Origin of the sequence: Micromonospora arida, from assembly GCF_042873195.1 — a bacterium.
Lineage (GTDB): Bacteria > Actinomycetota > Actinomycetes > Mycobacteriales > Micromonosporaceae > Micromonospora > Micromonospora arida.
In genome coordinates this window covers 39,013-58,749 of the sequence record NZ_JBIALC010000012.1, presented here as the reverse complement: position 1 = coordinate 58,749, position 19,737 = coordinate 39,013, and the positions used below count along the sequence as shown (strand labels likewise).

Sequence of the window (19,737 nt, the reverse complement as noted above, 5' to 3'; positions counted from 1 at the left end):
TGTGCATCTGTTGGGACACGGCAGACACCCGGGTGGGCCGACGCGCGGGCGGTGTCATGCTGGTATGCATGCCTGAGCTGCGGTCGAGGACCTCCACACACGGTCGGACGATGGCCGGCGCCCGGGCCCTCTGGCGGGCCACCGGGATGACCGACGACGATTTCGGCAAGCCGATCGTCGCCATCGCCAACAGTTTCACCCAGTTCGTGCCTGGTCACGTACACCTCAAGGACATGGGTGGCCTGGTCGCCGACGCGGTCGCCGAGGCCGGCGGGGTGGGCCGGGAGTTCAACACCATCGCCGTCGACGACGGCATCGCGATGGGCCACGGCGGCATGCTCTACTCGCTGCCCAGCCGTGAGCTGATCGCCGACGCGGTCGAATACATGGTCAACGCGCACTGCGCGGACGCCCTGGTCTGCATCTCCAACTGCGACAAGATCACCCCTGGGATGCTGCTGGCCGCGTTGCGGCTCAACATCCCGACCGTCTTCGTCTCCGGCGGCCCGATGGAGGCCGGCAAGACGATGGCGATCGAGGGCGTCGTGCACAGCAAGATCGACCTGATCGACGCGATGATCGCCTCCTCGAACGAGGCGGTCACCGACGAGCAGCTCGGTGAGATCGAACGCTCCGCCTGCCCGACCTGCGGCTCCTGCTCCGGCATGTTCACCGCCAACTCGATGAACTGCCTCACCGAGGCCATCGGGCTCGCGCTGCCCGGCAACGGTTCCACGCTGGCCACCCACGCCGCCCGCCGGTCGCTCTTCGTCGAGGCCGGCCGGACCGTCGTGGAGATCTCCAAGCGGTGGTACGACGGCGACGACGACTCGGTGCTGCCGCGTACGGTCGCCTCCAAGGCCGCCTTCGAGAACGCCGTCGCCCTCGACGTGGCGATGGGTGGCTCCACCAACACGGTGCTGCACCTGCTGGCCGCCGCCCGCGAGGCGGAGATGGACTTCGGCGTCACCGACATCGACGCGATCTCCCGGCGGGTGCCGTGCCTGGCCAAGGTCGCACCCAACTCACCGAACTACCACATGGAGGACGTGCACCGGGCCGGCGGCATCCCGGCGATCCTCGGTGAACTGGACCGGGCCGGGCAGCTCAACCGGGACGTTCACGCCGTGCACTCCCCCTCCCTCGCGCAGTGGCTGACCGACTGGGACGTGCGCGGTGGCTCCCCCACCCCGACGGCTGTCGAGCTGTTCCACGCCGCCCCCGGCGGGGTTCGCACCACCGAGCCGTTCTCCACCACCAACCGGTGGTCGTCGCTGGACACCGACGCGGCCGGCGGCTGCATCCGGGACCGCGAGCACGCCTACTCCGCCGACGGTGGGCTGGCCATCCTGCACGGCAACCTGGCACCCGAGGGCAGCGTGGTGAAGACCGCCGGCGTGCCCGACGACTGCCTGACCTTCCGTGGCCCGGCGAAGGTCTACGAGTCGCAGGACGACGCGGTGACCGCGATCCTCGCCAAGCAGGTCGTCGCCGGGGACGTCGTGGTGATCCGGTACGAGGGGCCCAAGGGCGGCCCCGGCATGCAGGAAATGCTCTACCCCACCTCGTTCCTCAAGGGCCGCGGGCTGGGCCGCTCCTGTGCGCTGCTCACCGACGGCCGTTTCTCCGGTGGCACCTCCGGGCTCTCCATCGGGCACGTCTCCCCCGAGGCGGCCTCCGGCGGGCTGATCGCCCTGGTCCGCGACGGCGACGAGGTCGTCATCGACATCCCGGGCCGGTCGATCGAGCTGAACGTTCCCGCCGAGGAACTGGAGGCACGACGGGTGGCCGAGGAGAAGCGCGACAAGCCGTACACCCCGACCGATCGGCAGCGGCCGGTGTCCGCGGCGCTGCGGGCGTACGCCTCGATGGCCACCTCGGCCAGCGACGGCGCCTACCGCCGCGTCCCGGAGTAGCGACCGCCGACCGCCTGGGGAGTGGCCGGCAAACGACACAATCGGGGCTCTCCGGGCGGGGTGTGGCGAGCGGGTCGCGCTGGACGCCGAGAACAGAATCCGCAGTCTCAGGTGCAACCGCGCCGGGGGATTCACCGTCTAGGTACACATGGACACATTTGACCAGCCGGCTCGCCGGGCACTCTGGGTGGACGCTGCCGCGGTTGTTGCCGTCGTCGTCACCTTGATCCTGGCTGCTCGCCAGCTACGCCCGCTGGTCGAGGCTGCGGCCTTCCTCGCTCGTACCGGCGAAACAGTGATCGCCCTGCCGACCGGGACCTGGTTGCGGGCCGTGGCGTGGGTGGCGGTCAGCATCGCCATCGTCGCGCGGTGGCGCACCGCCGTCCTGCTGGCCGCCTGGTCTGCGGTGCTGTACGAGGTCGCCATTCTCGCGACCAGCTTCACCGGTGGCCGACGCTCAGGGGCGACGCTTGACCTTGGATTGTGGCCCTTGCTCCTGGCGCTCACGGCAGCGGCGCTGTTGAGCGTGGCATCCCCGGTCCAGCGCGGCTTGGTCATTTTGACGCACCGTGGACGCACGCTGCTGGCCGCCGCCGCCTCGACTGCCACGCTCACAGCCGCGGCGATTCCTCTCCTGGGCGAGCCCGGTGCGCCGTCCCAGGCAGGCGACGCCGCTTCGACGATCGAACCCGCGTTTGTCGTCTCCTCACGACTGAGCGCCGCCGTTGCCGCCCTCACATTCGTGGTCGTGCTGGCCCTGGCCGTGGCAGCGGTTTCGGATCTTGGGCCTGCCGTCCGCAAGCGCGTTTTCACGCTGATGGGGGCGGGCGTCGCTGGGTACGCCACGATCCATCTGGGCCTGCCAACGCCGTTCGGCGTATGGGATGGCCAGCTGGTGTCGGCACCCGCTCAAGCCGTGCTGCTCGTGTTGGCACCCGGGCTTGTCCTCGGCGCCGGCCTGTACCTGACCCGGGCGAGCGAGCGAGCTGCGCGGCCACGCGTCGACAGGGCCTGAGAGCCTCGCCGACAGCTTTCGTCGGAGGACACCAGCTGAAGCCGCTGGCGCACGTCGGCGAAACAGCAGGTAGCTGCGCACGCCAGCGCCACTGGCTGTCGCCACATTTACGATGATCATATCGTTTGGCATTTATACCCCATTCAGCCCTTACACGCCATCTCGGTCGGCGGATTCAGGACGGTTCTTGTGGCGGACGAAGAGACTGCGTACGATCTTCGCCAACGGGGAGGACGTCGAATGAATCTGCAGCAACGAGCCTATTGGCTCAGAAGAGTCGCTAGCTGGATCCCGACCACGGACAAGCATTAGCAGTCCGCCCGGAATTCGGATCTCACTTCAGCCGTCAGACCTTTCCCTCTCCCCTGTCTGACGCTGCCTCAGAAGACTCGAAGCCTTCGCACTGAGACAATCTCGATGATCTGCGCCTGCCCTGATCAAGGGGAGGAGCTCCTTCGCGCCATCGATATTTGGAAGTGAAACAAGCGCCTTTTGGGCATCTCTCAAATTTTTGACGGCTCACTGCCTGCAGCCAAAAGGAAGGCGGTCCTGAATGGCATCGAACAATCCACCACGGCTCTCTGGATGGCGCAGCAGCCGACGAGGTATCGTGGCCTCGCTCTTGCTGCTCCCCCTCGTCATGGCACCGTCGAATGTGGCCCTCGCCCAGGACACGGCTAAGCCAGCAAGCGAGGCGAAGCCGGATGCACAATCTATCGAAAACATCGACCCCACGATTCTGGCCACAATGCAAGAGCAGGCCAAAATGCAGCCGGCCGTTCAGGCCTTGTACGAAGAGTATGTGAAGGCGCCGAATTCCGGATTCGCGGGCGTCGCTTTCGAGGGTCCTGGGTTGACTCTCTACTTCAAGGGCTCTTTGACCACCTCCATGGCAAGCGCGGTTGCCCGATCACGGGCCTATGGGCCGATCAAGGTCAGCCCTGCGGCTCATTCGAAGTCCGAACTGGAAGCGAACGCTGCGAAAATCAGCGATACCATCAAGTCTCGGGGCAGCAGCGACATCCAAGCGGTCAGCGTGGAACACAACGGTAGCGGGCTGGTGATCGAGCGGATCCCGGCCACGCAATCGGCACAGATTGCGACCCGACGTGCAGCCAAGGGAAAGGCGCCGGTCGTTCCCGCAGCCAGCATCATCCGCGATGCTGGACTGAGCGTCCCCGTTCAGGTGACTACCGGCGAAGAGCCCATCGAGCTGATGGCCAGTCGTATTGATGACTTCAGCGCGTGGAACGGCGGTGGCAGATGGGAGTCGTGGCGTAATGGCGCGCAGCGAGCCACCTGCACTACGGGGTGGGGCGTCAAGAACGGGGCTGGAACGAAATTTGTGCTGACCGCCGCGCACTGCGCGACAGCGCCGGATATCGCGCGTCAGGGCAAGGGCTCCACCCTTGAGAACATGGGTTCGGTGCACAGCGAGAACTACGGATACGACATCATCCTTATTGGCGCTCAAGGCTCGGGTCTGATCTTCGATGGCACGGCAACGACGTCCACCACCAAGCCAGTCCGCAGCTGGGGATACTGGGCCGCAAACGAGCTGGTATGTCAGTCCGGCGCGACGAGCGGCACCATCTGCGGCCTCAAGCAGCTGAACAGCACCGACATAACGTTTGGCTGCTGCGACTCCGACGGTGACCAGGGTTATACGGTCAAGGGGCTCATCAAGACAACGAGGTCTGCCGGTGGCACCGCCGTCCAACGCGGTGACAGCGGCGGGCCGGTGTTCACCTTGGACGGCACGGGAGTTCGGGCCAAGGGAATCACCTCTGCCGGCTCGGGGTCTACCATGTACTTCCAGGATTGGGCAGATATCGCACGTGAGTACGGGGCATACCCCGTAACTCAATAATTCGAGAATTGATCGTTGCGCGCGGTAGGTGCGGCACACCGCACCTACCGCGCCTGCGCATCAAGGCTCTGCAGGGCCTGACCGCCGGCAACTGATCAGTTCCGTGTTCGGGCGGGCTCGGCGTCACGCCGGGCCCGCCCGTTCCGTTCCGGTACTGCCGGTACGCATGCCGAGCAACTCGCCGGGCAGCGATCACCAGAGATCCGTGCGGTCAGGACGGTGCCCACGGTCCGCTGACGAACTGCCCGTTGCCGACAAACGGGCTGACGTTGGGCACGCACCCGCCCAGGCCCATGGTCTGGGTCATCATGACCGGGGCCGGCTTGCCGCGACCGCCGCACTTCATGTGGGCGAAGCCGAGGAAGTGACCGAACTCGTGATTGATCACGCCGGCGTGGTACTCGTCGATGCTGACCGGGTATCCCGGTGACCCCTGGAGCCAACGCCGCAGGTTGATCATGATGGTCTTGCCGTACTTGCAGGAGTAGACGCCCTCGGTGTCGACGCCGCTCGCGCCGCAGAGTCGGTCCACTGTCCTCGGTGTCGCGAGCCGCACGTCGACGTCGACCTTCGAGGTGCCGACCCGCTGGAACGACCACGACGCCCGGTTCAGGTTCACCGCCGCATTGGTGACCGGGTGCTGTGCGGATGTGGCCCACCCGTTCGATGCGGCCAACACCTGCTCGATGCTCGCCGCGAACCGGTCCGGCTTCCAGGCGGGGATGTCACCCCAGGCGATGCCCTTCTCCACCGAGACGCTGTAGCGCACCCGCTTCTTGCCCTTGCCGATCACGCGACCGGTGCCGGTGGCGGTGGTGAAGGTGCCGGCGGCCCTGGTGGGGATCTGCGCGTCGGTAGGGATCTCCGGAGTCGGGCTGGAGGTCGGCGTATCGCTGGGGCTCGGATCCGGGTTCTGGGCAGTCGCTCCGGAGAGTGGGACGTCGGCCTGCCCGGACGCCGGTGCCGACAGGCCACAGGCGGCGGTCGCCAGCACCACTGCCAACGAGATCGGCACGAGCAGCCGTCCGTTGATCCGCACGTCGAAACCTCCAGGAGTGATCACGGGCCAGTGAGAACACCGGAAGGCTACGTGACTGCCTGTAAGGAAAATGTCAAGATGATCTGCGGTGGAACCCGGTCAAGGGGTTACATTTCCAACGTAACGCGCAGGGTGAATCACGCTGGGTATCAAAGCAGGCGAGGTCAGGCGGCCGCTACGACGTGGTCGATCACCAGGTGGGCGGCACCGGTGATGCCGACGTCCTGGCCGGCGGCGACCCGTTCGATGAGCAGGGTCTGGGTGGCCAGCGGGAGGCACCGCTCGTAGAGGGTGGCCCGCATGCTGGCCAGCAGCGGCTCGCAGTCGGCGAGCCGACCACCGATGGCCACCACCTGCGGGTTGAAGAAGTTGACCACCACGGCCAGGATCTCGCCCACAGCGCGGCCGGCCTGCCGGGCGAGGGCGGTGGCCTGCCGGTCACCGTCGTCGATCAGGCGGATCACACCGGTCAGGTCGGAGACCGGCACGCCCTGCTCCCGGAGCGCGGTGACCAGTGCGGCGCCGCTGGCCACCGCCTCCAGGCAACCGGCGTTGCCACAGGTGCACGGCGGCGCGGGATCGGCCACCACCCGGCAGTGGCTGATGTCCCCGGCCGATCCCTGGGCACCCCGGTGCAACCGTCCACTGGAGATCACACCGGAGCCGATTCCGGTGCCAGCCTTGATGTAGACGGCGTGGTCCAACTCGGAATGCGCGGTGCGGTGTGCGCCGAGCGCCATCAGGTTGGCGTCGTTGTCCACGATGACCGGCACGTCGACACGGCCGGCGCAGAACGCGGCGACGTCGAAGCCGTTCCAGCCGGGCATCCGCGACGGGCTGACGATCCGCCCGGTGGAGTGCTGCACCGGACCGGGGATCCCGATGCCGACGCCGCGGAGCGCACCTGTGGCCGAGCCGCCGCGCGAGGCCGCCGGATCGCCGTCCACCAGCGTGGCGACCTCGGCCAGCAGTGCGCCGAGCACCGCCTCCGGGCCGTCCTCGATGCGGACCGGCAGGGTGCGGGCCTGGACCACCCGCCCGGAGAGATCCAGTGCACCGACGCGGGCGTGATGCGCGCCGAGGTCGATGGCGCCGACCACGGCGCCGCCGGTGGGCACGGCGAGTTGGCGGGGTCGCCGCCCACCCCGGGACCGCCCGGCGCCGGCCTCCTCCAGCAACCCCTGGCTGATCAACGCCTCGACCCGCTGGGAGACCGTCGACGGGGAGAGCCCGGAGAGGCGGGACAGATCGGCCCGACTGACGGCCGCACCGGTGGCCACCCAGCGCAGTAGCTCCCGGGGGCCGCCCCGGAGGGCGTCGCGTGGCGCGTCGTCAATCGTCACGTCAGCTTCTTAGCACCCGGAGTTTGTTCAAGCAACCGGTTGACTTAGTTTGCTGGCTACCTTTAGATGGCGCTGTTGGTTCGATATGAAGCTGACTTAGTTTTGTAATCGAAGAAAGTGAGGCCGTCTGGTGGCACCGGAGACGACGGGTGCGAACCGACCGATGGTGTCGGTACGCGGCCTGAACAAGTGGTTCGGTCCGCTGCACGTGCTCAAGGACATCGACCTCACGGTGGCCGCCGGCGAGGTGGTCGTCGTGGTGGGGCCCTCCGGCTCCGGCAAGTCGACCCTGTGCCGCTGCCTCAACCGGCTGGAGACCGCCGGGGAGGGCAGCATCGAGATCGACGGCGAGCCGCTGCCCGCCGAGGGCCGCGCGCTGGCCCGGCTGCGGGCTGATGTCGGCATGGTCTTCCAGTCCTTCAACCTCTTCGGCCACAAGACGGTGCTGGACAACATCACTCTCGGCCCCACCCGGGTCCGCCGGATCCCTCGGCCCGAGGCGCGGCAGCAGGCGATGGCCCTGCTGGAGCGCGTCGGTATCGCCGACAAGGCGGACCACCACCCGGCCCAACTCTCCGGCGGGCAGCAGCAGCGGGCCGCGATCGCCCGAGCCCTGGCGATGCAGCCGAAGGTGCTGCTCTTCGACGAACCGACCTCGGCCCTCGACCCGGAAATGGTCAACGAGGTGCTCGACGTGATGGTCTCCCTCGCCGCCGAGGGGATGACCATGATCGTGGTGACCCACGAGATGGGCTTCGCCCGTCGCGCCGCCGACCGGGTGGTCTTCATGGACGACGGCCGGATCGTCGAATCCGGCGCACCCGACGACTTCTTCGCAGCTCCGCGCACCGAGCGGGCCCGCGACTTCCTATCCAAGATCCTCCAGCACTAGCCCCCAACGGGAGGGTGTCATGTCAATCCTCAAGATGAGCTTCACCGGGCGGCGGTCGCTCGCCCTCACCGCCACCGCGGTGGCGGTGGCCCTCGCCACCGCCGGCTGCGGCGGCGACAGCGGCGGCAGCGCTCCGACGCTGCCCGGCAACCCCGGCCTGGGCGGCGACGGCGTGGTCGCCCAGTCGGTGTACGACGCGGCCCCGGTGGCCACCGACGCGGACATCCCGGCCGGTTCCACAATGGAGGCGATCCGCAAGCGCGGCTACCTGAACATCGGTGGATCCCTGGACGCGCCGCTGCTCGCCCAGCAGAACCCGGTCAGCGGCACCATCGAGGGCTTCGACGCCGACATGGCGAAGTTGCTGGCGAAGTACATCATCGGCAAGCCCGAGGTGAAGACGACGACCATCGGCACCCAGACCCGGGAGGCCATGCTCCAGGCCAAGTCGGTGGACGCGGTCTTCCAGACGTACACGATCACCCCGCAGCGGGCCACCCAGGTCGCCTTCGCCGGGCCGTACCTCACCTCCGGCCTCGCCGTCGGTGTCCGCAAGGACGACACCTCGATCAAGAGCGTCAAGGACCTCGCCGGCAAGACCGTGATCGTCGGGGCGAACACCCCGGCCGTCACCGCGCTGCCCTCCGCCGCGCCCGGCTCGAAGCAGATCGCCTTCGGCACCGACCCGCAGGCGTTGCAGGCGCTGCTGCAGAAGCGCGGCGACGCGTACGTGCAGGACTTCACGCTGCTCGCCTCGGGCGCCAAGGCGAACCCGGGGATGAAGGTGGTGGGCGAGCCGTTCACCACCGAGGCCTACGGCATCGGCCTCAACAAGGAGGACGCGCAGTTCAAGGAGTTCGTCAACAACTGGCTGAAGAAGATCCAGGCCGACGGCACGTGGGCGAAGGTCTGGGAAGGCACCCTCGGCTCGGTGGTGGAGGGTGGGGCGCCCACCCCGCCCGCCCTCGGTTCCGCCGACGGCTCCTGAGCAGCCTCTCGTACCGATGGAAGCCCTCACCGCCCACCTGAGCGAGCTTGGCCACGGCCTGGTCACGACGGTCGAACTGACCGTCGTGACCACCGTCGGCGCGATGCTGCTGGGCATCGTCGTGGCCACCCTGCGCATCGCCCCCGTCCCGCTGCTGCGCGCCATCGGCACCGCGTACGTGGAGGTGTTCCAGAACCTGCCGTTGCTGGCGCTGCTGGTGCTCTTCGTGTTCGCGCTGCCGACCATCGGCATCACGTTCCCGCTGTTCACCTCCGCCGCGATCGTCATCGCGGTGTACGAGGGGGCGTACCTGGCCGAGGCGATCCGCGCCGGGATCAACACGGTCGGTGTGGGCCAGGCTGAGGCAGCCCGAGCCATCGGGCTCACCTTCGGCCAGTCCCTGCGGCACGTGATCCTGCCGCAGGGACTCCGGGCGGTGATCCAGCCAATCGGCAACATCTGCATCGCTCTGCTGATGAACACCTCGCTGGCCGCCGCCGTCGGCGTGGTCGAGCTGACCCAGGCGGCCAACACCGTGAACCTGGTCGAGGCTCAACCGATCGCCGTGTTCACCGGCGCGGGCCTCGCCTACATGCTGCTGGCGCTGATCATCGGTCAGGTCACCGGCCTGCTCGAACGAAGGCTGGCGATCGTCCGATGAACAAGACGCAACAGATCCTCTTCGACGAACCCGGCCCGCGCGCCCAACGGCGGATCCGGATCGCCACAGTGCTGGGCGCCGTCGTCCTGGCCGGTGCCCTGGTCGCGGCGGTCTACCAGTTCGCCAGCCACGGCGAGTTGGCCGCCGCCCGGTGGGAGCCGTTCACCACCTGGCCCATCTGGCGGTACCTGCTCAACGGCCTGTGGGCCACGCTGCGCGCCGCCGCCGCGACCGCCGTGCTGAGCGCCGCGCTCGGGCTGTTGCTGGCGCTCGGCCGGCTGTCGACGCATCGACCGCTGCGCTGGCTGGCCGGCGCGTACGTGGAGATCTTCCGGACCGTCCCCACCCTGCTGCTGATCTACGTGACGCTGTTCGCACTGCCGCAGTACGGGCTGAACTTCCCGCTGTTCTGGAAGCTCGTGGTGCCGCTGGTGGTCTCCAACTCGGCGGCGTTCGCGGAGATCTTCCGGTCCGGCATCCTGGCACTGGACCGCGGGCAGACCGAGGCCGGCCTCGCGGTCGGGCTGCGCCGCGGGCAGGTGATGGCGTTGGTGGTCCTGCCGCAGGCGCTGCTCCAACTCGCCCCGTCCCTGGTCAGCCAGCTGGTCGGGCTGCTCAAGGACACCTCGCTCGGCTTCGTGGTCAGCTACACCGAGCTGCTCTACAGCGGGCAGGTGCTCTCCTCGTACACCCACCTGCTGATCCAGACGTTCCTGGTGGTGGCGCTGATCTACCTGGTGGTCAACGCCTCGCTGTCGAAGTTCGCCCGCGTACTCCAGGCCCGCAACGGCCGCTTCGGAGGCCGGCGCGGACGGCGGACCGCCGAGCTGCCCCCACCACTCCTCGAAGGGAACACCCCCCGGTGACCATCTTCCGCTACGCCGAACTGGCCCGGGTCGTGCGCAACGGCTTCGTGGAGAGCCGGCACTACGGCAGCGTCGTGGTGCTCGCCCCGGACGGAACTGTCGCCCTCGCCGCCGGCGTACCCGACGAGCCGGTGCTGCCCCGCTCCACCCTCAAGCCGGTGCAGGCACTGGCCTGCCGGATCGCGGCGGGCGACGAGCTGACCGGCCCGGCGCTGGCCCTCGCCGCCGGCAGCCACACCGGCGACGACCGGCACGTCGAGGTGGTTCGGACGATGCTGACCGGGGCCGGCCTGACCGAGGACGCGCTCGGCTGCCCGGTGGACTGGCCGGAGGACGAACCGACCCGGGACCGGCTGATCCGCGCCGGCGGACAGCGCGACCGGATCCGGATGAACTGCTCCGGCAAGCACGCCGCGATGCTCGTCGCCTGCGTCGCCCGGTCCTGGAGCACCCACGACTACCTCGACCCCGACCACCCGCTCCAGCGGGAAACCGCCGCCGCCGTCGCCCGGCTGGCCGGGACGCCGATCGCGCACCACGCGGTCGACGGCTGCGGGGCACCGCTGTTCGGCCTCTCGCTGACCGGCCTGGCCCGCACCTTCCAGGCGTTGGTCACCGCGCCCGCCGGCAGCGACGAGGCGCTGGTCGCGCAGGCCATGCGCCAGCACCCGGAGTACGTCGGCGGCTGGAACGGGCACCCGAACACCGACCTGATGCGGGCGCTGCCCGGCGTTCTCGCCAAGGGCGGGGCCGAAGGCGTGCTCGCGGTGGCCGCACCGGACGGTCACGCGGTGGCGGTGAAGGCGATCGACGGTTCGCCCCGAGCCACCACCGCCATCGCCCTCGCCGCCCTCGACGCCGTGGGCGTACCGGTGGGTGGGGCCGACGCGCTGCGCCAGGTGCCGGTGCTCGGCGGCGGCGTACCAGTTGGTGCCGTCACGGCCGTCATCGACTGGACCCCAGCATCGTCTCGGACCGAAGCGGCATCGCCTCGCACGGAAAAGGAAGAATCATGAACACATTCGAGATCTGCATCGACAGCGTCGAGGGAGCGGTCGCCGCCGAGGAGGCCGGCGCCGACCGGGTGGAGTTGTGCTCCGCGCTCTTCGACGGCGGGCTGACCCCCAGCCTGGGCACCATCGAGACGACAATGCGTGCGGTCAGTCGGATCCGGGTACACGTGATCGTCCGCCCCCGGGCCGGCGACTTCATCTACTCGCCCTTCGAGATCGAGGCCATGGAGCGGGACGTGCGGGCCGCGGTGGCGGCCGGAGCGCACGGCATCGTGATCGGCGCGTTGACCGCCGAGGGCGACGTCGACGTGCCGACCACCCGCCGGCTGATCGCCGCCGCGGGCGACGTCAGCATCACCTTCCATCGGGCGTTCGACATGACCCGCGACCCGCACGCGGCGCTGGAGCAGCTGATCGAACTGGGCGTGCACCGGGTGCTCACCTCGGGTCAGGAGGTCAGCGTGCTGGAGGGTGCTCCGCTCATCGCCGACCTGGTGCGCCGGGCCGCCGGCCGGATCGTCATCATGCCGGGCGGTGGCATCACCCCGCGCAACATCGCCCGGATCGTCGAGGCGACCGGTGCCGACGAGTACCACTTCGCGGCCCTGGTCAGCTCGGACAGCCCGGCCGTGCACCGCAACCCCGCGCCGCTGATGGGTGGCAGCCTGAACCGGCCCGAGTACGAGCGTTCGGGCACCTCGGGCACCCTGGTCGGGCAGGTGCTCGCCGCCGCCCGCGCCTGACCGACAACACGTCCTGACCAGCGGCGGGCCTGGAGGAAGACCTCCGGGCCCGCCGCTCACGGGTGTCAACCGACGGGCCGGCGCCACGATGTCACCCCCGGCGACCGGCCTCAGTAGCCCAACAGGGCGATGAGCAGCGAGGACACCGCGGCGACCAGGAGCACGCCGCCGGTGCCGAGCCCGACCACCGCGCTCACCGCCACGGCGCGGGCCCGGGCCACCGGCACCGCCGCGACGGCCACCACGGTGACGAGTGCGGCGACCACGTAGATCAACGGGTAGTCGATCAGCGCCGCAACCGGGAAGAGGTGCACGCCCACAACGAGGGCGACCCAGGGGGCGGCCAGCTCATTGCGCCGCAGCAGAGCGAGCACCCCCGCACCGACCGCGGCGACGCCGAACTCGATGCCGACGACGATGCCGAAGATGGGGCTGGTGTCGGCGTCGAACGCCGTACCGTCCGACCAGTGACGCGAGGCGAGCAAGGCCCCGGCGGCAGCCGTGAGCAGGGCAAGAACCGAACCGGCGATGAGCACCGGCCGCCACGGCTTCGGGGGCGCCTCCTGCGCCCAACCGAACCAACTGGTGGCGAAGAAGCCGAAAACGAACGCCGTCGCCGCCGCGTCCCGGACATGTTCGGTGATCATTGCGCTCCCCGCGATACCGCTGAGTCGACGTCGGACTTCGCCGTTGTCGGCGGCGCTGTTGACGCCGGCCACGACGCGGTAATACTGCCCTGACAGACCTACCGCTCAGTCGACGGGTACGACCGTCGGGTGGCCCACCGTGGAGAGCGCGACCACGCGGGCGCACCGGATCGCGGCCGGGGTGTCCGGGAAGACCAGCCCTGTGCGACGCAGGTCGTCAGCGACTCCGAGGGTGGCGAGGACCTGGTCGTGGGCGGGGGTGATGCCGGAGAGCAGGACGGTGATCCCGCGTCCGCGTAGCCGCCGGATCGCATCGCCGAGAACGTGCGCACCGGTGGCGTCCATGGTGGTCACCCGGGACATCCGCAGGATGACGACCCGGACGTCGGTGACCTCGGAGAGTTCGAGGAGGAAGGTGTGGGCCGCAGCGAAGAAGAGCGGCCCGTCCAGCCGGTACGCGACGATGTGCTCGGTGAGCAGCGCATGCTCCTCGGCGCTGTGTTCCCCTTGGTCGAGGGGCACCTGTTCCAGCCGGGCGCTGCGGGCCACCGCGCGCAGGGCGAGCACCACGGCGACGCCGACGCCGACCGCGACGGCGGCGACGAGGTCCCAGATCACGGTGACGGCGAAGGTGAGTACCAGCACGACCGCGTCACCCCGGGTGGCCCGGGCCAGCGCCCACAGCGCGCCGGCCTCCACCATGCGGACGGTGGTGGCCAGCAGCACCCCGGCCAGGGCGGCGAGCGGGATCCGGCCGACCAACGGCGCGGCGGCCAGCACGATCGCCGCGAGGGCGACGGCGTGGGTGAGGGCCGCCAGCTTCGAGGCCGCCCCGGCGCGGACGTTGACCGCTGTCCGGGCGATGGCGGCGGTCGCCGGGATGCCGCCGAAGAGCGGGGCGGCGAGGTTCGCCAGCCCCTGACCGAACAACTCCCGGTCCGGGTCATGCCGCTCACCGACGGTCATGCCGTCGGCGACGGTAGCGGAGAGCAGGCTCTCCAGGGCGGCGAGCGCGGTGACGGCGAGGGCGCTGGGCAGCAGCACGCCGAGCGCGTCGAGGTCGAGGAAGTCGAGCGACGGCGCGGGCAGGCCCTGCGGCAGAGCGCCGATCCGGACCAGATCGACCGGGATGACCTCGGCGAAGACGGTGGCGGCGCCCACGCCGAGCAGCGAGAACGGCAGGCCGGGTCGCCACCGGGCGCCCAGCAGCATCAGCGCCGCGACGGCGAGGGCCACCGCGAGCGCGGCCGGCTTCGGGTGTACGACGAAACGGGCGACCGCGTCGAAGGCGACAGCCCAGACCTTCTCCCCGTGCGCGTCGCTGACGCCGAGTGCGGCGGGCACCTGTTGCAGTGCGATGACCACGGCGATGCCGGCGGTGAAACCCTCCAGTACCGGGGTGGGTAGGTAGCGGACGTACCGACCCAGGCGGGCCACGGCGAGCGCGATCAGCACCAGACCGGCCATCGCCCCGACCATGAGTACGCCGGTGGTGCCGAACTGCTGCACCACCGGCACCAGCACCACGGTCATCGCGCCGGTCGGCCCGGAGACCTGGAGGTTGGAGCCCCCGAAGACAGCGGCCACCGCACCGGCGATCACGGCGGTGATCAACCCGGCCTGGGCGCCCAGCCCGGAGGTGACGCCGAACGCCAGGGCCAGTGGCAGCGCCACCACCGCCACGGTGAGCCCGGCCAGCAGGTCTCGGCGCGGTGAGCGATGGACGGCCGCCCAGTCGGCTCGGCCGGGCAGCAGCCCGAGGAGCCGCTCGCGGACGACAGGGATGGTGCCGCTCACCTGTCCGCGCCGGTGGCGCGCAGCTCGCCGAGGAGGTCGTCCCGGTCGGTGAGGACCGCACCGAGGATCCGCCGCCCGGCGGCCAGCAGGTCGGCCACGTCCGGGGTGCTGAGCGCGTACATGACGAGGGGGCCGTCGCGGTGTGAGGTGACCATCCCGGCGCGGCGCAGCACGGCGAGTTGCTGGGAGAGGTTGGATGCCTCGACCTCGATGACGGCAAGCAGGTCGCGGACCGGCTTCGGGCCGTCCTGGAGCAGTTCGAGGACCCGGATGCGCACCGGGTGCCCGAGGGTGCGGAAGAGTTCCGCCTTCGCCTGGTACAGCGGGACCGACATGAGCACCTCTCCCGATCGATACGAAGACTTTAGCAGTTGAAGAAGTCTTCAATCGCTGACCCGTAAGGGAGCAACCCGCCGTGGCAGCACTAGTCCGCAACGGGCTTTGCATCACCTTCCCGTGGTTTACTCGCAGGGATGCGCTTGTAACACCCCACGAACTAGGGGCACACGGCTAATGCTGCTGAGTTTCCGCTTCGCCAACCACCGATCGTTCCGCGACGAGCACCAGCTCAACCTGACGCCCGTCTACGGGGACGGGGCCTCGGCCGACGAGCCGGCCCCACAGGCAGTCCAGGTCGTCGGCATCTTCGGGGCCAACGCCTCTGGCAAGTCAAACTGCCTCGGCGCGTTGGCGTTCATGCGGCAGACCGTCGTGGAATCCGACCGCGCGGTCGAGCCTGGTCTAGGTCTGCACCGAGAGCCGTTCGGGTTGGATCCGGAACTCGCCACCCAGCCGTCACGCTATGTCGTCGACCTTCTGCTCGGCGGAGCCCGGCACACCTACGGCTTCACGATCGATGACGACCAGGTGCTGGAGGAATGGCTCTACCACTATCCGGTCGGGCGCAGGCGGCGCGTGTTCGAGCGGGACGGCGACACCTTCTCTTGGGGCGAGGAGACGGGCCGACGTAACGACCTGGAGCAGATCGCCGGCATCACCGCTCCGACAGCGCTTTTCCTCAGCACGGTCGCCCGCTTTGGTCACAGCCGCCCCCAGTCGGACCCGGCAGACCCCCAGCCGCTGCACGACACCTACCGGTGGTTCTACCTGATGGGTCAAGGCACTGACCCCACCCCTGTGCTGTCCACCCTCATCCGCTTCGGTCAATCGGACGCCGACGAGGTACGCCGGCTCGCTGTGGATCTGTTGCAGGCCGCTGATGTCGGGATTGTCGACGTCGTAGTTCTCTCGGATCCGGCCGACGACCATTCCGCCTGGGCCGAGTCGTCGGCCCAGGGCATGAGGGCCCGGGTGAAAAAGGCAATGGCGGGAGCCCGGCGCCCACCGGTCATCCTGTTCAAGCATCAGGGACCGCACGGTCTCGCGCTGCTCGACCTACAGAACCAGTCGACCGGCACACAGCGACTACTGACCCTGGGCCTGCACGCCGCCACGATGCTGCGCACCGGTGCCACGATGCTGATCGACGAGATCGACGCCAGCCTGCATCCGGTGCTCACCGCGAAGCTCGTCAGCCTGTTCCGTAGCCCGCAGGCGAACCCCCTGGGCAGCCAACTCATCTTCACCAGTCACGACGCCGCCCTACTCGGCACCCTCGACGGGGAGGAGATCCTGCGCCGTGACGAGATCTGGTTCGTGGAGAAAGACGACGAGGGCGCGTCCTCGCTGTACCCGCTGACCGATTTCAGGCCCCGTAAGGAAGGCGAGAACCGTCAGCGCCGTTACTTAAACGGCAACTACGGCGCGGTTCCCAACCTGTCCACCGACCTGTTCGAACAGGCCCTTGCCAACCGTGGAGGCCCGAATGACGCCACGGCAGGGTAATCGGCAAGCCGCCGGCTCGCGGTCCGGCCGTGGCCGGGAGACCGACCTGCGACGACGCGCGTCGAACCGGGAACAACGGACAACCATCCTGATCGCCACGAACGGTGAATTGACGGAACGGGCCTACTTCACCGGCCTCAAGCAGGAGGCGTGGGTACGGCCCCGGGTGGTCGTCGTGGCAGAACGCGGCTCGCCGGTCAACGTGGTACGAGGTGCGGCACGACGCCGTCAACGCGACGACTTCGACGAGGCATGGGCCGTCTGCGACGTCGATGAATTCGCCACGGAGCAGGCGGCCCGCGAAGCTGGCGCCACCGATGTCAAGCTGGCCTGGTCCAATCCCTGCTTCGAGGTGTGGCTGCTGCTCCACTACAGCAACCACACCAGGTTCGTGGAGAACGCCAAGCGGGCCCGCGACCTGTTGCGCGAACACAACCCTGCCTGGGACAAGACCGCGCTCGACTTCGCCAACTCCCGCGACCGAATTGAGGACGCCTGCCGACGGGCTGATCGGCTTGACCCGCCCCCGGAGGGCAACCCGTCCACTTCCGTCGGCCAGATCATCGCCGCGCTACGCGATGATCGTGCCCGAACAGGGACGTGATCGGCTCGCCCCATGAGCCTCTGCTCGTAAGCGGGGTCGGCTTAGCGTTGGCGGATGTCGTTGACGCAGCGCAGCACCGGGCGACTGGGCAGTGCCGCCGGGTCCAGCGCGGTGTGCGCGCGCACGGTGAAGATGGTCGACTCGCCCGGCAACAGGGTGACCAGGGCTTTGTCCACCTCCGCCGAGGCGTCGAGGCGGTCCGCGAACAGCGTCAGGTCGCGCAGCACCGTGCGGGCCGTGACCCGGACCCGCTGCCCGCCGTCGACCGGCTCGACCGTGGCGTCCCAGGCCGCCGGCGGCCAGTCCACCTCCCGGTCCTCGGCGAAGAACCACAGGGCACGCTCCGCGGTGCCACCGGCCTCTGCGACCAGCAACTCGCGCCGGGCATCCTCCGGCCGCGCCAGGTCCGCCGGCAGCGCCAGCACCACCGAGGAGTACGCCGGGACGTCGAGCTCGACCGAGGTCTTCGCCCTCGGCTCCCCGGTGAGCGTGAACCGGGTGACCGCGGCCGTCGCGGTCCACGCCTCGGCGGTCTCGTTGACAGCGACCAGGGCCAGGCCTCCGTCGCGCGGCTGAACGGTGAGCAGCCGGTCGGCGTACGCGTGGCGCAGCGCGTACCACAGGGGTTTGCGGCGGCCGTCGCCGTCGACGGCCGACCAGGAGGTCACCGGCCAGCAGTCGTTGAGCTGCCAGACGATGGTGCCGGCGCAGACGTCCCGGTGGGAGCGGAAGTGCTCGACGCCGAGCTGGATCGCCCGGGCCTGGTTGAGCTGCGTCAGGTAGTGCCAGTCGTCGAAGTCCGCCGGGGCGGGCAGGTGCGCGTCGAGGCCCCGCTGGAGTTTGGCGTCACCGCCGGCCGCCTTCTGGTGGTGCGCCATGCCCGGTGAGTCGTGGGCGAGGGGTGCGTCGCTCAACGCGCGGCGCAGCGTCGCGTACGCCGGTGGGGCCTGGTAGCCGAACTCGGCGACGAAGCGCGGGACGTACTCCCGGTATCTGGTGTAGTCGTCGGTGTTCCACACGTCCCAGATGTGGGTGGTGCCGTGCGCCGGGTCGTTGGGGTGGATCGCCTCGCTGCCCGACCAGGGGCTGCCCGGCCAGTACGGGCGGGTCGGGTCCAGCTCGCCGACGATCCGGGGCAGCACGTCGAGGTAGTAGCCGTGCCCCCAGGTGCGCCCGGCGAGGGCCTGCTGCCAGTCCCAGTCGTGCCAGCCCCAGATGTTCTCGTTGTTGCCGGTCCAGAGCACCAGCGACGGGTACGGCGCGAGCCGGGTCACCTGCTCGGCGGCCTCGGCGGCCACCTCGGTGCCGAACGGCTCCTCCTCGGGGTACGCGGCGCAGGCGAAGAGGAAGTCCTGCTGGACGAGGAGACCACGCTCGTCGGCGAGGTCGTAGAAGTCCGCCGACTCGTACCGGCCGCCGCCCCAGACCCGCAGCAGGTTGACGTTGGCCGCGACCGCCTGGTCGAAGCGCTCGGCCAGGCGGGCCCGGGTGATCCGGGTGGGGAACACGTCGTCCGGGATCCAGTTGACCCCGCGGACGAAGACCGGGACGTCGTTGACCGACAACGCGAACGGGGTGCCGTGTTCGTCGGGTGTGGTGTCCAGCCGAACGGAGCGGAAGCCGATCCGGTGCGACCAGGTGTCCAGGGTGTCTCCGTCCGGTGCGTGCAGGGTCACCTCGATCGGGTGGCGGGCCTGCTCGCCGTACCCCCGGGGCCACCACAGCGCGGGCTCGCGGACGGTGAGGGTGAGCACGGCCGTGCGCTGCCCGGCCGGGACGACCACCTCGGCGCGGGCGCCGGCCACGGCGGCGCGGACGGTCAGCGGGACGTCCGCGACCCGCTCGACCTCGACGTGCACCTCGACCCGGCCGTCGCGACCGTCCATGGTCACCAGTGGACGGACGGTGGCCAGTCTGGCGGTCGACCAGGCGTGCAGGCTGATCTCCTGCCAGATACCGGCGGTGACCAGCGTCGGCCCCCAGTCCCAGCCGAAGTTGCAGGCCATCTTTCGGATGAAGTGGAACGGCTCCGGGTAGGCGTTCGGCCGGTCGCCGAGCCGCTCCTGCTGTGCCTCGGCGTAGCGGTACGCGGAGTCGAACGTGACCACCAGGTCGTTGTTCCCGTCGCGCAGCAGCGGTCGGACGTCGAACCGGTAGCCGCGGTGCATGTTCGCGGTGCGGCCGACCTCCACACCGTTGAGGGTGAGCGTGGCGACGGTGTCCAGGCCGGCGCAGACCAGGTCGACACGCTCGTCGTCGCCCGCCCGGTGGACGACTGTGGACTGGTAGACCCAGTCGGTGCGCCCGATCCAGGCCACCGCCCGCTCGTTGTCGTCGAGGTACGGGTCGGGGATCAGCCCGGCGTCGAGCAGGTCGGTGTGCACGCAGCCCGGCACTGTCGCCGGCACGGACCGGCCGGCGATCTCCTCGGGCACCTGCGCTCCGGGGGCCGCTCGCACTGTCCAACCGTCGTAGAGTGCCTGTCGGCTCACGATTCC

The 19,737-nt window shown here is 69.5% G+C and carries 17 protein-coding genes; 11 read left to right on the top strand and 6 right to left on the bottom strand.

From position 1 onward, the window contains the following. The first annotated feature begins 68 nt into the window (after window positions 1–68). The 3 genes from ilvD (at window position 69) to ACFYP0_RS27330 (ending at window position 4,801) form a co-directional block, all read left to right on the top strand. Window positions 69–1,916: a dihydroxy-acid dehydratase gene (gene ilvD / locus ACFYP0_RS27340; RefSeq protein ID WP_112730699.1), complete on the top strand. Its 1,848-nt coding sequence runs from the start codon at window positions 69–71 to the stop codon at window positions 1,914–1,916. 148 nt (window positions 1,917–2,064) lie between these two features. Continuing rightward, window positions 2,065–2,931 carry a hypothetical protein gene (locus ACFYP0_RS27335; protein ID WP_355498533.1) on the top strand — a complete coding sequence of 289 codons (867 nt, stop codon included), beginning with the start codon at window positions 2,065–2,067 and terminating at the stop codon, window positions 2,929–2,931. Window positions 2,932–3,541: 610 nt separating this feature from the next. After that, window positions 3,542–4,801 carry a S1 family peptidase gene (locus tag ACFYP0_RS27330; protein ID WP_355498536.1) on the top strand — a complete coding sequence of 420 codons (1,260 nt, stop codon included), beginning with the start codon at window positions 3,542–3,544 and terminating at the stop codon, window positions 4,799–4,801. Window positions 4,802–5,012: 211 nt separating this feature from the next. Here ACFYP0_RS27330 and ACFYP0_RS27325 read toward each other — a convergent pair whose 3' ends face one another. Both ACFYP0_RS27325 and ACFYP0_RS27320 read right to left on the bottom strand, forming a co-directional pair. Beyond that, window positions 5,013–5,840 carry a DUF3152 domain-containing protein gene (locus ACFYP0_RS27325; RefSeq protein WP_355498539.1) on the bottom strand — a complete coding sequence of 276 codons (828 nt, stop codon included), beginning with the start codon at window positions 5,838–5,840 and terminating at the stop codon, window positions 5,013–5,015. Window positions 5,841–6,004: 164 nt separating this feature from the next. After that, complete coding sequence (locus ACFYP0_RS27320) at window positions 6,005–7,183, bottom strand: ROK family transcriptional regulator (RefSeq protein WP_208740897.1); 1,179 nt, start codon at window positions 7,181–7,183, stop codon at window positions 6,005–6,007. 163 nt (window positions 7,184–7,346) lie between these two features. Here ACFYP0_RS27320 and ACFYP0_RS27315 point away from each other — a divergent pair, with 163 nt between their 5' ends. The 6 genes from ACFYP0_RS27315 to ACFYP0_RS27290 are packed head-to-tail and all read left to right on the top strand — an operon-like array spanning window position 7,347 to window position 12,346. Then, window positions 7,347–8,075 carry an amino acid ABC transporter ATP-binding protein gene (locus tag ACFYP0_RS27315; protein WP_124854328.1) on the top strand — a complete coding sequence of 243 codons (729 nt, stop codon included), beginning with the start codon at window positions 7,347–7,349 and terminating at the stop codon, window positions 8,073–8,075. 19 nt (window positions 8,076–8,094) lie between these two features. Then, the gene (locus ACFYP0_RS27310) at window positions 8,095–9,063 is read left to right on the top strand and encodes a glutamate ABC transporter substrate-binding protein (RefSeq protein ID WP_357004004.1); all 969 of its coding nucleotides are present in this window, start codon (window positions 8,095–8,097) and stop codon (window positions 9,061–9,063) included. 16 nt (window positions 9,064–9,079) lie between these two features. Next, window positions 9,080–9,724, top strand: coding sequence for an amino acid ABC transporter permease (locus tag ACFYP0_RS27305; protein WP_112582064.1), 645 nt, complete (start codon window positions 9,080–9,082; stop codon window positions 9,722–9,724). Next, window positions 9,721–10,590 (top strand): amino acid ABC transporter permease, encoded by an 870-nt coding sequence (locus tag ACFYP0_RS27300; protein WP_124859725.1) that lies wholly within the window; start codon window positions 9,721–9,723, stop codon window positions 10,588–10,590. The genes ACFYP0_RS27305 and ACFYP0_RS27300 overlap by 4 nt, the downstream gene beginning before the upstream one ends. Further along, window positions 10,587–11,606 (top strand): asparaginase, encoded by a 1,020-nt coding sequence (locus ACFYP0_RS27295; RefSeq protein WP_386998032.1) that lies wholly within the window; start codon window positions 10,587–10,589, stop codon window positions 11,604–11,606. Before ACFYP0_RS27300 ends, ACFYP0_RS27295 begins: the two co-directional genes overlap by 4 nt. Further along, complete coding sequence (locus ACFYP0_RS27290) at window positions 11,603–12,346, top strand: copper homeostasis protein CutC (RefSeq protein ID WP_355577105.1); 744 nt, start codon at window positions 11,603–11,605, stop codon at window positions 12,344–12,346. Before ACFYP0_RS27295 ends, ACFYP0_RS27290 begins: the two co-directional genes overlap by 4 nt. A gap of 110 nt (window positions 12,347–12,456) precedes the next feature. On the opposite strand, the gene ACFYP0_RS27285 is transcribed toward ACFYP0_RS27290, so the two are convergent. From ACFYP0_RS27285 to ACFYP0_RS27275, 3 genes are all read right to left on the bottom strand, one after another. After that, on the bottom strand, window positions 12,457–12,993 hold the full coding sequence (locus ACFYP0_RS27285) for a hypothetical protein (protein WP_355498553.1): 537 nt from the start codon (window positions 12,991–12,993) through the stop codon (window positions 12,457–12,459). Window positions 12,994–13,098: 105 nt separating this feature from the next. Continuing rightward, window positions 13,099–14,790 carry a SulP family inorganic anion transporter gene (locus ACFYP0_RS27280; protein WP_355498556.1) on the bottom strand — a complete coding sequence of 564 codons (1,692 nt, stop codon included), beginning with the start codon at window positions 14,788–14,790 and terminating at the stop codon, window positions 13,099–13,101. Further along, a complete protein-coding gene (locus ACFYP0_RS27275; RefSeq protein WP_124859734.1) occupies window positions 14,787–15,125 on the bottom strand; it encodes an ArsR/SmtB family transcription factor in 339 nt (112 codons plus the stop codon). The genes ACFYP0_RS27280 and ACFYP0_RS27275 overlap by 4 nt, the downstream gene beginning before the upstream one ends. A gap of 121 nt (window positions 15,126–15,246) precedes the next feature. On the opposite strand from ACFYP0_RS27275, the gene ACFYP0_RS27270 reads away from it, so the two are divergent. Together ACFYP0_RS27270 and ACFYP0_RS27265 are read left to right on the top strand one after the other, a co-directional pair. Beyond that, a complete protein-coding gene (locus ACFYP0_RS27270; protein ID WP_386998028.1) occupies window positions 15,247–16,635 on the top strand; it encodes an AAA family ATPase in 1,389 nt (462 codons plus the stop codon). Then, window positions 16,616–17,239, top strand: coding sequence for an RloB family protein (locus ACFYP0_RS27265; RefSeq protein ID WP_386998026.1), 624 nt, complete (start codon window positions 16,616–16,618; stop codon window positions 17,237–17,239). The genes ACFYP0_RS27270 and ACFYP0_RS27265 overlap by 20 nt, the downstream gene beginning before the upstream one ends. 41 nt (window positions 17,240–17,280) lie before the next feature. On the opposite strand, the gene ACFYP0_RS27260 is transcribed toward ACFYP0_RS27265, so the two are convergent. Next, entirely contained in the window at window positions 17,281–19,731 is a 2,451-nt protein-coding gene (locus ACFYP0_RS27260) for a glycoside hydrolase family 2 protein (protein WP_386998024.1), read from the bottom strand. Between the last annotated feature and the right edge of the window lie 6 nt (window positions 19,732–19,737).

What these genes read in the sequence shown, in the direction of transcription:
- ACFYP0_RS27335 (WP_355498533.1), top strand. Translation starts at nt 2,065, where the DNA reads ATGGACACATTTGACCAGCCGGCTCGCCGGGCACTCTGGGTGGACGCT.
- ACFYP0_RS27310 (WP_357004004.1), top strand. Translation starts at nt 8,095, where the DNA reads ATGTCAATCCTCAAGATGAGCTTCACCGGGCGGCGGTCGCTCGCCCTC.
- ACFYP0_RS27315 (WP_124854328.1), top strand. Translation starts at nt 7,347, where the DNA reads ATGGTGTCGGTACGCGGCCTGAACAAGTGGTTCGGTCCGCTGCACGTG.
- ACFYP0_RS27290 (WP_355577105.1), top strand. Translation starts at nt 11,603, where the DNA reads ATGAACACATTCGAGATCTGCATCGACAGCGTCGAGGGAGCGGTCGCC.
- ACFYP0_RS27300 (WP_124859725.1), top strand. Translation starts at nt 9,721, where the DNA reads ATGAACAAGACGCAACAGATCCTCTTCGACGAACCCGGCCCGCGCGCC.
- ACFYP0_RS27265 (WP_386998026.1), top strand. Translation starts at nt 16,616, where the DNA reads ATGACGCCACGGCAGGGTAATCGGCAAGCCGCCGGCTCGCGGTCCGGC.
- ACFYP0_RS27285 (WP_355498553.1), bottom strand. Translation starts at nt 12,993, where the DNA reads ATGATCACCGAACATGTCCGGGACGCGGCGGCGACGGCGTTCGTTTTC.
- ilvD (WP_112730699.1), top strand. Translation starts at nt 69, where the DNA reads ATGCCTGAGCTGCGGTCGAGGACCTCCACACACGGTCGGACGATGGCC.
- ACFYP0_RS27275 (WP_124859734.1), bottom strand. Translation starts at nt 15,125, where the DNA reads ATGTCGGTCCCGCTGTACCAGGCGAAGGCGGAACTCTTCCGCACCCTC.
- ACFYP0_RS27305 (WP_112582064.1), top strand. Translation starts at nt 9,080, where the DNA reads ATGGAAGCCCTCACCGCCCACCTGAGCGAGCTTGGCCACGGCCTGGTC.